The sequence below is a fragment of the Kribbella sp. NPDC051137 genome, assembly GCF_040682535.1.
In the GTDB taxonomy this organism is placed as follows: Bacteria; Actinomycetota; Actinomycetes; order Propionibacteriales; family Kribbellaceae; genus Kribbella; species Kribbella karoonensis.
In genome coordinates this window covers 217,602-230,714 of the sequence record NZ_JBFBBI010000004.1, presented here as the reverse complement: position 1 = coordinate 230,714, position 13,113 = coordinate 217,602, and the positions used below count along the sequence as shown (strand labels likewise).

Genomic DNA, 13,113 nt, shown 5'->3' with positions numbered 1-13,113 from the left:
ACGTGTCGTGTACACGTCCGACCACACAGGCCGCCGGAAAGTGAGGTCACCATCCGGCAACGGGTAAGTAGAACGGCTCAGAGAGCCGCGGCGCCGAGGACCCAGGGGGTGTTCTGGGTGATGAAGTCCGACGGGAATCCGGCGGTGAAGCCGGTCGCGGCCTCCAGCCGGGAGAGCGCCTCCGGCGGCAGGGTGAGGTCGAGGCAGGCGAGGTTGTCGTCGAGCTGGGCGACGGTACGGGCGCCGATCAGAGGGAGGACGTCCGCGTGCTGCCGTACCCAGGCGAGCGCCACCCGGGCCGGGGTGGCGCCCAGTTCGTCGGCCACTTCCTGTAGGACGGTTGCCACCGCCAGATCGTGCTCCGTGAGGTTGTCTCGCTGCAGCCGGGCGCGGGACGGTTGGCCGGCGGTGTACTTCCCGGACAGGACTCCCCCGCCCAGCGGACCCCACGCGGTGACGGTCAGGCCGTAGGCGGTTGCCATGGGCAAGAGTTCGCGTTCGGCGTCGCGGTTCAGCAGGCTGTACGGGACCTGCAGGCCGGCGAACGGCGTCCAGCCACGCCACTCGGCCAGCGTGTTCGCGCGGGACACCACCCACGCCGGCGCGTCGGACACGCCGACGTACAGCACCTGGCCCGCGGTCACGGCGTCGTCGAGAGCGCGCATGGTCTCCTCGATCGGCGTGTGCTCGTCCCAGAGGTGTACCCAGTACACGTCGATGTGGTCCGACCGCAGCCTGCGCAGGCTGGTCTCGAGGGACAGCCTCAGGTTCTTCCGATGGTTGCCGCCGCCGTTCGGGTCGGTCGCGTCCCGGGTCACCGTGTACTTCGTACCCACCACGAACCGGTCCCGGCGCCCGGCCAGCAGCTCGCCGACGAACTCCTCGCTGGCGCCGCCGCGGTAGTTGATCGCGGTGTCGACGAAGTTGCCGCCGGCCGCGGCGTACCTGTCCAGGATGCGCCGGCACTCGTCGAGCGGCGCGCCGACGCCGCCCTGCTCGCCGAAGGTCATCGCGCCGAGGACGAGCTCCGAGACCCGCAGGCCGGTGCGGCCGAACGTCGTGTATTTCATGAGTTGGACCATACACCGTGTCTGGTCACCTCGTGTAGACGATATGTTTGCTATTGTCTGCGGGGTGATGGCCCGACGCGACGACCCCCAGCAGAACGGCGCCGAGCTCCGCGACCGCATCCTCGCCGCGCTCCGCGAACTCCTGCGCGAGCGGACGTTCGAGACGCTCAGCGTGGCCGAGATCATCACCGCGGCCGGTGTGTCACGAGCGAGCTTCTACTTCTACTTCGCCGGCAAGCAGGCAGTCCTCGCCGAGCTGGTGCGACAGGCGGTCGGCGCCGGTCACCAGGCCGCACAGCCGTGGGTGCGCGCCCAGGCGGGTCCGCGTCAGACGCTACGCGCGGGCATCGAGGCCGGTGCGGACCTCTGGCTGTCCAATGCCGCCGTACTGCGGGCCATCGTCGAGAGCTGGGCGTCCGACCCGCAGCTCCGCGAGCTCTGGCTGGCCCAGATGGCGACGTTCACCGAAGCCACCATCGCCCGCATCGACGCCGACCGCGCGTCCGACCCGGCGGTCGCCGCCAAACTCGAAGGCGTCGACGTACCCGCACTCGCCGCCACCCTCACCTGGACCGGCGAACGCCTCTACTACCTGGCCGCCTGCGGCATCCCCCCGTTCGACGACCGCACCGTACTGATCGACACTCTCACCCACCTCTGGCTCTCATCCCTCTACGAGTAGCGCGGCCAGGTAGCGGCGCCGGTAGACGCGCTGCGCCACCAAAGCTGCCGGATAGGCGAGTCGCCAGAGGCCCGCCGCGGGGTGGGTCTGCGAACGGACCGTGAGCCACACCGAGTCGTCCGTACGACGTTCCGCGAGGAAGGTCTCCTCGCCACGGACCGGATGGCCTGCCAGCGTGCCGTAGGCGAACCCCGCCCGGCGAGGCTCGTCGACGACCGCCATCACCTGCACCGGTTCGCGGATCCGGAACGGTCCGACCTGCGCCAATACCCAGAACCGACGACCGGCCACCACCTGCGGATCACCCTCGACCGAGAAGCCGCTGCGGGTCTTCACGCCCCACCGGAGCAGTTCGGCAGACACGAAGGTCCAGCACTTCTCGCCGGAGCCCAGGCGGACGCTTTGCTCGAAGGACCAGGAGTCGCCGGTCAGCGTCGTACCCGCGGCGGTGTCCGTGAGTGCGAGCCGAGACAGGTCCGTTGACATGGGTTCATTGTCCAGTTGCTGACAGGGTGCTGGTGTCGAGGCGGCGGGGCGGGGAAGGGTGGGTCGGTATGACGGACAAGGTGCGTGAGGCGACCGGATTTCAGGAGCAGGCGGGATACGACGAGTCCATCGATCTGCGGACGGACTTCGTCATGGTGTACGGGTTGAACGACACGACCGCGGAGCGGATCGGGCGGTGGCGGGAGGCCGGGTATCGGGTGCACCTGATGACCGGGATCTCGTGGGGGACGTACCAGGACTACCTGGACGGCCGGTGGGACGGCGCCGGGCACTGGGACGACGCCCAGACGACCGCGGACGGCAAGCCGATCCTGCACGGGGAGAGCACCGACATCCCGTACATGGTGCCGACGTTCGGTTTCACCGAGTACCTCGTGCAGAAGCTGCGGCCGATCATCGGGCTCGGGGTGGAGGGCATCCATCTCGAGGAGCCGGAGTTCTGGGCGCGGGCCGGATACTCGGAGTCCTTCAAGCGCGAGTGGCAGGCGTTCTTCAAGGAGCCGTGGCAACCGCCGCACAGCACCCCGGAGGCGCACTTCCGCTCGGGTCAGCTCAAGCAGCACCTGCTGTCCCGCAGCCTCGACCGGGTGACGTCCGTGCTGCGTGACGAAGCGCTCGGCCAGGGACGCGAAGTGCACTTCTACGTCCCGACGCACAGCCTGCTCAACTACACCCAATGGCAGATCATCAGCCCGGAGTCACGCCTCCGCACGCTCCCCTCGATCGACGGCGCGATCGCCCAGGTGTGGACCGGTACGTCGCGCACCCCGAACGTGTACGACGGGAAGGTCGCCGAGCGCACCTTCGAGACGGCGTACCTCGAGTACGGCATCGCGCAGGACCTGACCCGCGGCACCGACCGGCGGATGTGGTTCCTGCACGACCCGATCGAGGACCACCCGGACCGGACCTGGGAGGACTACCTGGCCAACTACCGGCGCACCCTGGTCGCGTCGCTCCTGCACCCGGGCGTCTCGCGGTACGAGGTCGCACCCTGGCCGCACCGGATCTTCAACCGCCCGTATCTCCGCGAAGGCAGCACCGAACGCGAGCTGATCCCGCCGGACACCGCGACCAGCTACCTGATCGCGATGAACAGCCTCCGCGACCTGGACCAGCCCGACGTACGGTGGGCACACGAAGGCCCGCGGGTCGGCATCGCGCTGTCCGACACCGCGATGTTCCAGCGCTGGTCCCCCGGCGGCGGTGAGGGCGGGCACTACGACGGCCTGCAGGACGCGCTCGCGCTCGAGGGCCGTAAGCAACTACATTTCTCGGACTTCTACGGCCTTGCGTTACCCCCGCTGTACGAAGGCCAACGCGTCGCCCCGGTGCAGCTCGAGAACGTCATCGACACCCCCGACGCGCTCGACGACGTCGACGTACTCGTGCTCAGCTACGAGTTCCAGAAGCCGCTCGCGCCGAGCATCCACTACGCACTGGCGGGCTGGGTGAACCGTGGCGGCAGTCTGCTGTACGTCGGCAACGGGGCGGACCCGTACCACGAGATCCGCTCCTGGTGGACCGGCCGCTACGACACCTGTGCCGACCACCTGGCCGAGGCCCTCGGCGCGGACTCCACCCGCGACGACGTCCAGCCGGTCGGCCGCGGTCGGGTCCGCTTTCTCGCGGCCCGCCCGGCGGACTTCACCGAGAAGCCGGCCGAGCTGGTCGCCGCGCTCCGCGAACTCGCCGAGGCCGGCGGCCACACCTGGCAGCCCACGAACTGGCTCGCCGTGCAGCGCGGCCCGTACCTGATCGGCGCCGTCCTCCACGGCACGCATGTTGTCGAAGGCACCTATCTCGACCTGCTCGACCCGCGGCTGGGTGTCGTCCACCGCCGCGAACTCGGCCCCGGCGACCTCACCTGGCTCCGCGACCTCAGCTACGACGACGCCACCCTCCTGGCCTCCGCCGGCCGCATCGTCAACTGGCACCAGGACTCCGCAAGCATCACCTACACCTGCGAAGCCCCCCGAGGCATCACAGTCACCACCGCCCTCCGCCTCCCCACAGCCCCGACCACCGTCACCGTCGACTCCCACTACGACCCGGAAACCCACCTCCTCCACCTCACCCACCCGTCCTCGCCCACCGGCACCCCCGTCACCATCACCCTCTGACTTCGCCGGCCCCCACCACCAACCCCGCACCCGCCGAAGGCGGCAACACAACAGCCGCCGCGCAGCGGTGTCCTTCGGGGTGTTTACGTGGGGAGTTCCACCGTCACCCGTAGGCCGCCTTCGGGGCGGGGGGTGACGGTGAGGGTGCCGTCGTGGGCGCGGGTGATGCTCTTGACGATCGCCAGGCCGAGGCCGACGCCGGAGTGCTGGTCGGTGCGGATGCGTTCGCTGCCGCGCTGGAACGGCTCCACGAGGGTGGCGATCAGGTGCGGCGCCAGTTGCTCACCGGTGTTCTCGACGGTCAGCACGACCGTCGGCGTGTCCACCCGGGTGGTGACCCAGACCGAGCCGTGGTCGGGCAGATTGTGGACGATCGCATTGTGGACGAGGTTCGTCGTCAGCTGCAGCAGCAGCGCGGGCGAGCCGACCGTCGGTGCCTGGTCCCCGCCGGTCTCGATCGTGATCCCCTTCTTCTCCGCCAGCGGCAGCAGCGTCTCGGTCGCCTCTTCGGCGATCAGCGACAGGTCGACGCGCTCGCGGCTGAACGACCGCTGGTTCGCCCGGCTGAGCACGAGCAGCGCCTCGGTCAGGTCGATCGCCCGCGCGTTGACCGCGTGCAGACGATCCACGAGTACGCCGTTGTCGTGCGTCATGTCGTTGCGCGCCACGTCGAGCAGCGTCTGCGTGATCGCCAGCGGCGTACGCAGTTCGTGGGAGGCGTTCGCGGCGAACCGCTGCTGTTCGGCGACGTGCGCCTCGAGCTGCGCGAGCATCGTGTCGAACGCGTCGGCCAGCTCCCGGAACTCGTCGCTCGGCCCCGGCAGCCGGATCCGGTGCGACAGCGACCCGGTCGCGGCGACCCGGGTGGCGTCGGTGATCTTCGTCAACGGCGCCAGCATCCGCCCGGCCAGGATCCATCCGCCGACCATCCCGAACACCAGCAGGAACGCCATCACCACCGCCGCCACCGGCGCGAACGAGCGCCACAACAGATGCGGGAAGGTGTACGTCGTGGTCATGATGATCACGCCGCCGGACTTGAACTGCATCAGCCCGAACCAGCCCGCGACCAGCAGCAGCAGGCCCGCGACCATCACGAACCCCGCGTAGCTGATCGCGAGCTTGAGCCGGACGCTCAGCCCGGGTTCCCTATCCATGCCCGGTGTCCGCGGTGTCCCCCGTGTCCCGGATGTCGCCGGTGTCGATCCGGTACCCCGCCCCGGCCACGGTCGCGATCACCCACGGTTCGCCGAGCCGCTTCCGCAGCGCCGACACCGTGATCCGTACGGCGTTCGTGAACGGGTCGGCGTTCTCGTCCCAGGCCCGCGCGAGCAGGTCCTCCGCGCTGACGATCCCGCCCTCGGCCGCGACCAGCACCTCGAGTACGGCGAACTGCTTCCGGGTGAGCGCGACGTACCGCCCGTCCCGGTACACCTCGCGGCGGAACGGGTCGAGCCGCAGGCCGGCGATCTCCCGCACCGGCGGCCGGTTGTACGCGCGCCGCCGGTCCAGCGCGCGCAGCCGCAGCACCAGCTCCTGGAACTCGAACGGCTTGGTCAGGTAGTCGTCGGCGCCGAGCTCGAACCCGGACGCCTTGTCGTCCAGCCGGGACGCCGCCGTCAGCATCAGGATCGGCGTACCGCTGCCGGAGGCAACGATCCGTTTCGCGATCTCGTCGCCGGACGGGCCGGGGATGTCCCGGTCCAGCACCGCGATGTCGTAGGTGTTCAGGTCGAGCAGCTCCAGCGCCGCATGACCGTCGCCGGCGATGTCGGCCGCGATCGCTTCCAGCCGCAGGCCGTCGCGGATGGCACCCGCCATCTCCGGCTCGTCCTCGACGATCAACACCCGCATACCAAGGATGCTACGTGCCGGGTCATATCGTCCGCGTATCCAAAAGCCGATACCGGCTGACAACACCGGCGCGCCTTCACTGGGTGCTATGACCGTCAGCCGACCGACCCGGCGCGCCAGATCGACGATCCGGGCCGCCTTCCTGCTCGCCAACGTGGCAATCATCAGCGTCTTCGTCCACCAGTCGCTCGCGACCTCGCTGCCGACAGTCGGCCATGCCGGATCCGGCCGGCTCGGCGAGGCGGACGGCGCGGTGCCGGACGGCGTCACGGTGTTCGACGACAAGGTTCCCGGGGTCGTCAACCTCGATCCGGAGCTGCTCGGCGCGCTCCGCCGGGCCGCGACGGCCGCCGCCCGGGACGGTGTCGTCTTCTACGTCAACAGCGGATGGCGTTCCCCGGCGTACCAGGAGAAGCTGCTCCAGGACGCGATCGAGCGGTACGGCTCGAAGGATGAGGCGGCCCGCTGGGTGGCGACGCCGCAGAACTCGCCGCACGTGAAGGGGCAGGCGATCGACATCGGGCGCTCGGACGCGACGTCCTGGCTGTCCGAGCACGGGTCCGCGTACGGGCTGTGCCAGATCTACGACAACGAGCCGTGGCACTACGAGCTGCGACCGGAGGCGGTCCAGCACGGCTGCCCGCCGCGGTACGCCGACCCGACGCATGATCCGAGGATGCAGGGGTGACGCTCTCCGTCGCATCGATCGGCGCCGCCGAGCACCTCGCGTTCGTCCGGGCGCAGCGATCGGTCAGCTTCCTGCAGACGCCGGCCTGGGCACGGGTGAAGACCGAGTGGCGCAGCGAGTCGCTCGGCTGGTACGACGGCGAGCGGCTCGCCGGCGCCGGGCTCGTCCTGCACCGCCCGGTCCCCCGGCTGGACCGCTACACGCTCGCGTACCTCGCCGAGGGGCCGGTCATCGACTGGACCGGCCGCCTTGAGGACTGGCTCCGCCCGCTGGCGGCGTACCTCAAGGCGAACGGCGCGTTCGCGATCCGGCTCGGCCCGCCCGTCCGCACCGACACCTGGACAGCCGGGCAGGTCAAGGAAGGCATCGCCGACCCCGGGATCCGGCGGCTCACCGAGCTGCCGAGCGTCGAAGCCCCCGGCCGCCGGGTGACCGAACAGCTCGAGGCGGCCGGCTGGCTCCCACAGAACCCGGTCGACGGGTTCGGCACCGGGCATCCGCAGTACACGTTCGAGCTCCCGCTCGGCGGCACCGAGGACGACGTACTGCGGGGCATGAACCAGCAGTGGCGGCGCAACATCAAGAAGGCGATCAAGGCCGGCGTCGAGGTCACGGTCGGCGACGACCTGAAGGCGTTCCACGACCTGTACGTCCACACGGCCGAGCGCGACCACTTCACGCCGCGGCCGCTGCGGTACTTCGAGACCATGTTCGCCGCGCTCCGCGCCGAGGACCCGGACCGGATCCGGCTGTACCTCGCGCACCACGAAGGTGAGCTGGTCGCCGCCGCGATCATGATCCGGGTCGGCACCCAGGCCTGGTACTCGTACGGCGCCTCGGCCACCGAGAAGCGCGAGGTCCGCGGCTCGAACGCCTGTCAGTGGGCGATGATCCGCGACGCCCTGGCGGCCGGCTGCGACGTCTACAGCCTGCGCGGGATCACTCCGACGCTCGACGCCGACGACCCGCACGTCGGGCTGATCCAGTTCAAGGTCGGCACCGGCGGACAGGCCGTCCGGTACGTCGGCGAGTGGGACCTGCCGCTGCGGCCGGTGATGTACCGCGGGTTCGACCTGTACATGCGCCGGCGCCGCTGACATATCGTCCGCATATCGAAAAACCGATACATCGGCGCAACATGGCGGCTGGTTTACTGACCCGATGTCCCCGACCAGCGCCAACTTCTGGTTGGGCACGTTCACCGGTGTCGTTCTGCTGACCATGCTGCTGTTCCCCGTCGCCGCCGTCGCGGTCTGGCTGCGCGCGCGGCGGCGGAGGCTGCGCGACGCGCTCGCCGAGGTCGCGATCGTGTACTGGACGCTGCCGCTGGTCTGGATGACGCTGCTCCCGGGCAGCCACGCCTTCGGAGCGCCCGGCCGGGTCAGCCTGGTCCCGTTCCGCGACCTGCTCAGCGACTCCCCGCCGCAGATCGTCGGCAACCTCCTGCTGTTCGCGGTCCTCGGCTTCTTCCTCCCGATCCGGTTCTCCATCGGCTTACGGCGGGTGCTGGCGATCGCGGCCGGCTGCTCGCTGGCGATCGAGGTGTCCCAGTACGTGTTCCTGCTCGACCGGGTCTCCTCGGTGGACGACGTCCTGCTGAACACGGTCGGCGCCGGCCTGGCCGCGCTCGCGTCGTACCGCTGGTGGACATGTCGTGCGCATATGAAAAACCGGATACGCGCTCGCAACGCCGTCCATTCTTGACTTGGAGGCATGAAACCGGGAATCACCGCCTTCGGCTGCGCGCCGGACGAGGCGATCCTGTTCGGCGAACTCGCACCGCGGCTCGGCGTCCTGCCGACCGTCACCGCGGCCGCGCTCACTGAGGAAACCGCCGAACTCGCCTCCGGGAATCGCTGCGTCAGCATCGGCCACAAGACCCGGGTGACGAACGAGGCATTGCGTGCGCTCAGCATCACCGGTGTCGAATACGTGTCCACCCGCAGCATCGGCTACAACCACCTCGACCTGCAGTACGCCGAAAGCGTCGGGCTGACGGTGGAAAATGTCGCCTACTCCCCCGACAGCGTCGCCGACTACACGTTGATGCTGATGCTGATGGCGATCCGGAACGCGAAGTCCGTCGTCCGGCGGACCGACCTCCACGACTACCGCCTGCACCCCGTCCGTGGGCGGGAACTGCGCGATCTCACCGTCGGCGTCGTCGGCACCGGCCGGATCGGCGCGGCGGTGCTGGACCGGCTGCGTGGTTTCGGATGCCGCGTGCTGGCCTTCGACACCCGGCCGAAGACATCCGCCGATTACGTGCAACTCGACGAACTGCTCGAGCAGAGCGACATCGTCACGTTGCACACGCCGTTGACCTCCGAAACGCATCACCTCCTGGACAAGGAACGCCTCGGGCAATTGCCGTCCGGAGCCTTTGTGGTGAACACCGGGCGGGGCGCCCTGATCGACACGGAGGCACTCGCCACCGCTTTGGAGGAAGGCCGGCTCGGCGGCGCCGCACTGGATGTTCTCGAAGGCGAGGAAGGAATCTTCTACGCCGATCACAGCAATCGCCCGATCACGAGCTCGCTGTTGCTGAGACTGCAGGCCTTGCCAACGGTCCTGATCAGTCCGCACACCGCGTATTACACCGACCGCGCCCTCCAGGACATGGTCGAGAACTCCCTTGTCAATTGCCTGAACTTCGAAAGCAGGAAGCACCATGGGTAAGTTGAAGGTCGGAATCCTGTTCGGCGGCGTGTCCGAGGAACACGGCGTCTCGGTCAAGTCCGCCCGCCAGGTCGCGCAGCACCTCGACACCGAGAAGTACGAGCCGTACTACATCGGCATCTCGCAGAGCGGCGCCTGGAAACTGTGCGACGGCCCGGACACCGACTGGGAGCACGGCAACTCCAGCCCGGTCGTCCTGTCGCCGGACAGCAGCGTGCGCGGCTTGCTGGTACTGGAGGCCGACCGGCTCGGCTCCCGGATCCGGCAGGGCCAGTACCGGACCGTCAACCTGGACGTGATCCTGCCGGTCCTGCACGGCAAGCGCGGCGAGGACGGCGCGATCCAGGGCCTGCTCGAGCTCTCCGGCATCCCGTACGCCGGCTGCGACATCCAGAGCTCTGTCCTGTGCATGGACAAGACCCTGACGTACCTCGTCGTGCGCAGAGCGGGCATCCCGACGCCGGACTTCTGGATCGTCGGCGCGAAGGAGACCGTCGACCCGGACCAGTTCAGCTACCCGGTCTTCGTCAAGCCTGCCCGCTCTGGCTCGTCGTTCGGCGTCAGCAAGGTGAACAGCAAGGACGAGCTCGCCGGCGCGATCGAGACGGCCGCGCAGTACGACGGGAAGATCCTGATCGAGGAGGCTGTCGTCGCGAGCGAGGTCGGCTGCGCGATTCTGGGGAACGACCCGGAGCTCACCGTCGGCGAGGTCGACCACATCGCGCTGTCGCACGGGTTCTTCAAGATCCACCAGGAGAGCGCGCCGGAGAGCGGTTCGGAGAACTCGACGCCGATCGTCCCGGCCGACATCCCGGCGGAGGCGCGGTCGCTGGTCCAGGAGACCGCGAAGGCGATCTACCGCGCGCTCGGCTGCACCGGCCTGGCCCGCGTCGACCTGTTCCTCAAGGAAGACGGTTCGGTGGTCCTGAACGAGGTCAACACGTTCCCAGGGCTCACGTCGTACAGCCGGTACCCGCGGATGATGACGGCCGCCGGGCTGCCGCTCGGCCAGGTGATCGACCGGCTGGTGTCGGCCACATTGTCGGGGAGTCCACGGTGAAGGCCGACCTGGTCTACGTGGACGAGTTCGCGGCCGGGATCCGGTGGGACGCGAAGTACGCGACCTGGGACAACTTCACCGGGAAGCCCGTGGACGGGTACCACGCCAACCGGATCGTCGGCACCCGCGCGCTGTGCGCCGCGCTCGAACGCGCGCAGCGGCAGGCCGAGCCGCGTGGGTTCGGCCTGCTGCTCTGGGACGGGTACCGCCCGCAGCGCGCCGTCGACAACTTCCTGCGCTGGTCCGAGCTCCCCGAGGACGGCCGCACCAAGCCGCGGCACTACCCGAACATCGAGCGCGCCGACATGTTCACCCGCGGGTACGTCGCGACCCGGTCCGGCCACAGCCGCGGCAGCGCGGTCGACCTCACGCTCTACCACCTCGCCACCGGCGAACTGGCCCGGATGGGCGGCGACCACGACCTGATGGACTCGATCTCGCACCACGGCGCGCCCGGCATCACCGAGACCGAGGCGCAGAACCGGGAAACCCTGGCGGCGGTGATGGAGAGCGCCGGATTCCGGCGCTACGCCTACGAATGGTGGCACTACACGCTCCGGGACGAGCCGTATCCGGACACCTACTTCGATTGCCCGATCGCGTGATCCGGCCGGCCCGTCCCACCGACAGCGCGGCCGTCAACAACTTGCTGGCGCAGCTCGGCTACCCCCAGGACGACCTTGCCGCGACCGCCGCCCGGATCCGGTTCTGGGCCGACGACCCGACCAGCGCCGCCTTCGTGGCCGATGCCAACGGCAACCTTCTCGGCCTGGTCGCGGTACACGCCGAGCCGTTCTTCCAGCTGCCCGGCTTCTCGGGCCGGATCGTCGCCCTGGTCGTCTCCGAACACGCCCGCCGCCAGGGCGTCGCGGGCGAACTCATGACGGCCGCCGAGTCGTTCGCGGTCCGGCACGGCTGCGTCCGGTTCGAGGTCACCAGCGCCGACCACCGCGCCGAGGCGCACGAGTTCTACCAGCGCCGCGGCTACGTCAACCAGGCCGGGCGGTCGTCGCGATTCATCCTCTCGGCGGGCTGACGTTGAACCACGCCCGCAGTCCCGCCACCCGCCGAAGGACCAACTGGTCGAGTAACAGAACGGCGGCCAGCGTCAGACCGAAGAGCGGCAAGAAGAGGCCAAGGGCAACGACCAGCACGGCCAGCCCGGGGGTCGCCCGCAACGGCAACCGCCCCCGCGGAGCGCCAAGGGCCTTGCTCTTCGGCCGCCGGCGCCACCACATCAGCGGCCCGGTGACACACATGAAGATCACGCCCAGGCAGAACGCCGCGGTCACCCAGAAGTTCAGCACGCTCACCCGGCGCCCCTCGTGCAGCGCGATCCCCTGCGCCACCACCTTCGCCAGCATGGGGTAGTCGCGATACCCGTACGTCGACACCACGCGTCCGCCGTACTGGTCGACGTGCAGCGTCCGCTCCTGCCCGGGGTCGTGGAACGCGTAGCCGATCGCCGAGAACACACCCTTGCTGTCCGTGGGCAGTGCGATCGTCATCGGGCTCCGCAGTCCGTTGCGGTGGCCGACCTCGATCGCGGTGTCGACGGTCGCGACCGACCCGGTCCGGTCGGCCGGATCGGAGCGGGGTACTTCGCTCTTGCCCAGCGCCCACGGCACGTTGTGGCTGTGCGGCAGCGACTCGTCGAGCTTCGACGTCGGGTTCGACAACGCACCGGGATCCTCGGCCCAGAACGACGTACCGTGGCTGGTCGCGAGCTCCTGGGTCTTCGCACCCCAGACACCGGTCCACGGCAGTCCCGACACGACCAGGAACAGCAGCCCGACGCCGAGCACGGCACCGGTCCGGCCGTGCCGCGAGCGCAGTACGGCGCCTGCCGCCCCGGCCGCGCGACGACGCGCTCGCGCGACCCGGCCGCGGAGGAACAGGTAGTAGCCCGTCAGCGCCATCACGATCGCCCAGCAGGCGGCGATCTCGATCACCGCGTCGCCCCAGCGGCCCGCCATCAGCTCGCCGTGCAGCAGGATCGCAACGCCGGAAAGCGTACGGTCCGGGTTCAGCGCACCGAGCACCTTGCCCTCGTACGGGTCCACGAAGACGTCCCGGGCGCCCGCGGGAGTGTCGACCGAGAACACCGTCGACCGGTTCGGCGCCGACGGCTCGGTCATCGACACCACCCGATCGCCGGGATACGCCGCCCGGACCTCTTCCAGCTGTGACTCGTACGGCTGGGCCACCAGCCCCGCGGGCCGGTCGACCTTCATCAGATCGGCGTGCAGCATCGGCTCGAGCTGGAACCGGAACAGGTAGATCAGCCCGGTGGTCGCCAGGACCAGTAACACCGGGACGACCAGGAAGCTCGCGTAGAAGTGCCACCGCCAGAACGCCCGGAACAGACCGGCGCCGCGCTTCCGCGTCTCCTGGTCCACGGCCGGCGGTGCTTCCAGTACTGCGCTCACGTCCGCTCCTTAGCTGCCCGA

Annotated in this window: 14 protein-coding genes; 9 read left to right on the top strand and 5 right to left on the bottom strand. The window is 69.5% G+C overall.

The window, feature by feature from the left end; translation table 11 throughout:
• Positions 1-77: 77 nt before the first annotated feature.
• Positions 78-1,070 (bottom strand): aldo/keto reductase, encoded by a 993-nt coding sequence (locus AB0M51_RS22250; protein WP_363750177.1) that lies wholly within the window; start codon positions 1,068-1,070, stop codon positions 78-80.
• A gap of 67 nt (positions 1,071-1,137) precedes the next feature.
• Between AB0M51_RS22250 and AB0M51_RS22245 the strand changes: the two genes are divergently transcribed.
• Positions 1,138-1,752, top strand: coding sequence for a TetR family transcriptional regulator (locus tag AB0M51_RS22245; protein WP_344197125.1), 615 nt, complete (start codon positions 1,138-1,140; stop codon positions 1,750-1,752).
• Here AB0M51_RS22245 and AB0M51_RS22240 read toward each other — a convergent pair.
• On the bottom strand, positions 1,735-2,238 hold the full coding sequence (locus AB0M51_RS22240; protein ID WP_363750175.1) for a DUF1990 domain-containing protein: 504 nt from the start codon (positions 2,236-2,238) through the stop codon (positions 1,735-1,737). The two genes, AB0M51_RS22245 and AB0M51_RS22240, sit on opposite strands and share 18 nt — an antisense overlap.
• Positions 2,239-2,306: 68 nt before the next feature.
• On the opposite strand from AB0M51_RS22240, the gene AB0M51_RS22235 reads away from it, so the two are divergent.
• Positions 2,307-4,382 (top strand): hypothetical protein, encoded by a 2,076-nt coding sequence (locus tag AB0M51_RS22235; protein ID WP_363750173.1) that lies wholly within the window; start codon positions 2,307-2,309, stop codon positions 4,380-4,382.
• Between the two features lie 83 nt (positions 4,383-4,465).
• Here the strand turns inward: AB0M51_RS22235 and AB0M51_RS22230 are convergent, their stop codons facing one another.
• Positions 4,466-5,539, bottom strand: coding sequence for a HAMP domain-containing sensor histidine kinase (locus AB0M51_RS22230; RefSeq protein ID WP_344195907.1), 1,074 nt, complete (start codon positions 5,537-5,539; stop codon positions 4,466-4,468).
• Positions 5,532-6,236, bottom strand: coding sequence for a response regulator transcription factor (locus AB0M51_RS22225; RefSeq protein WP_363750171.1), 705 nt, complete (start codon positions 6,234-6,236; stop codon positions 5,532-5,534). The genes AB0M51_RS22230 and AB0M51_RS22225 overlap by 8 nt, the downstream gene beginning before the upstream one ends.
• An 88-nt stretch (positions 6,237-6,324) precedes the next feature.
• Here AB0M51_RS22225 and AB0M51_RS22220 point away from each other — a divergent pair, with 88 nt between their 5' ends.
• The 7 genes from AB0M51_RS22220 (at position 6,325) to AB0M51_RS22190 (ending at position 11,699) form a co-directional block, all read left to right on the top strand.
• Complete coding sequence (locus AB0M51_RS22220; RefSeq protein WP_363750169.1) at positions 6,325-6,924, top strand: M15 family metallopeptidase; 600 nt, start codon at positions 6,325-6,327, stop codon at positions 6,922-6,924.
• Positions 6,921-8,021 (top strand): peptidoglycan bridge formation glycyltransferase FemA/FemB family protein, encoded by a 1,101-nt coding sequence (locus AB0M51_RS22215; RefSeq protein ID WP_363750167.1) that lies wholly within the window; start codon positions 6,921-6,923, stop codon positions 8,019-8,021. The genes AB0M51_RS22220 and AB0M51_RS22215 overlap by 4 nt, the downstream gene beginning before the upstream one ends.
• A gap of 64 nt (positions 8,022-8,085) precedes the next feature.
• Entirely contained in the window at positions 8,086-8,628 is a 543-nt protein-coding gene (locus AB0M51_RS22210; protein ID WP_344195915.1) for a VanZ family protein, read from the top strand.
• A 9-nt stretch (positions 8,629-8,637) separates the two neighbouring features.
• Positions 8,638-9,603: a D-isomer specific 2-hydroxyacid dehydrogenase family protein gene (locus AB0M51_RS22205; protein ID WP_363750165.1), complete on the top strand. Its 966-nt coding sequence runs from the start codon at positions 8,638-8,640 to the stop codon at positions 9,601-9,603.
• Positions 9,596-10,663 (top strand): D-alanine--(R)-lactate ligase, encoded by a 1,068-nt coding sequence (gene vanA / locus AB0M51_RS22200; RefSeq protein WP_363750163.1) that lies wholly within the window; start codon positions 9,596-9,598, stop codon positions 10,661-10,663. The genes AB0M51_RS22205 and vanA overlap by 8 nt, the downstream gene beginning before the upstream one ends.
• Complete coding sequence (vanX, locus tag AB0M51_RS22195) at positions 10,660-11,268, top strand: D-Ala-D-Ala dipeptidase VanX (protein ID WP_363750161.1); 609 nt, start codon at positions 10,660-10,662, stop codon at positions 11,266-11,268. Before vanA ends, vanX begins: the two co-directional genes overlap by 4 nt.
• Positions 11,253-11,699 carry a GNAT family N-acetyltransferase gene (locus tag AB0M51_RS22190; protein WP_363750159.1) on the top strand — a complete coding sequence of 149 codons (447 nt, stop codon included), beginning with the start codon at positions 11,253-11,255 and terminating at the stop codon, positions 11,697-11,699. Before vanX ends, AB0M51_RS22190 begins: the two co-directional genes overlap by 16 nt.
• Here the strand turns inward: AB0M51_RS22190 and AB0M51_RS22185 are convergent.
• A complete protein-coding gene (locus tag AB0M51_RS22185; RefSeq protein WP_344195926.1) occupies positions 11,680-13,092 on the bottom strand; it encodes a PepSY domain-containing protein in 1,413 nt (470 codons plus the stop codon). The genes AB0M51_RS22190 and AB0M51_RS22185 overlap by 20 nt on opposite strands.
• Positions 13,093-13,113 lie beyond the last annotated feature (21 nt).

Bases quoted from the DNA above. Each gene is read 5' to 3' on its own strand.
- AB0M51_RS22250 (WP_363750177.1), bottom strand. From the start codon at position 1,070: ATGAAATACACGACGTTCGGCCGCACCGGCCTGCGGGTCTCGGAGCTC.
- AB0M51_RS22245 (WP_344197125.1), top strand. From the start codon at position 1,138: ATGGCCCGACGCGACGACCCCCAGCAGAACGGCGCCGAGCTCCGCGAC.
- AB0M51_RS22240 (WP_363750175.1), bottom strand. From the start codon at position 2,238: ATGTCAACGGACCTGTCTCGGCTCGCACTCACGGACACCGCCGCGGGT.
- AB0M51_RS22235 (WP_363750173.1), top strand. From the start codon at position 2,307: ATGACGGACAAGGTGCGTGAGGCGACCGGATTTCAGGAGCAGGCGGGA.
- AB0M51_RS22230 (WP_344195907.1), bottom strand. From the start codon at position 5,539: ATGGATAGGGAACCCGGGCTGAGCGTCCGGCTCAAGCTCGCGATCAGC.
- AB0M51_RS22225 (WP_363750171.1), bottom strand. From the start codon at position 6,236: ATGCGGGTGTTGATCGTCGAGGACGAGCCGGAGATGGCGGGTGCCATC.
- AB0M51_RS22220 (WP_363750169.1), top strand. From the start codon at position 6,325: ATGACCGTCAGCCGACCGACCCGGCGCGCCAGATCGACGATCCGGGCC.
- AB0M51_RS22210 (WP_344195915.1), top strand. From the start codon at position 8,086: ATGTCCCCGACCAGCGCCAACTTCTGGTTGGGCACGTTCACCGGTGTC.
- AB0M51_RS22205 (WP_363750165.1), top strand. From the start codon at position 8,638: ATGAAACCGGGAATCACCGCCTTCGGCTGCGCGCCGGACGAGGCGATC.
- vanA (WP_363750163.1), top strand. From the start codon at position 9,596: ATGGGTAAGTTGAAGGTCGGAATCCTGTTCGGCGGCGTGTCCGAGGAA.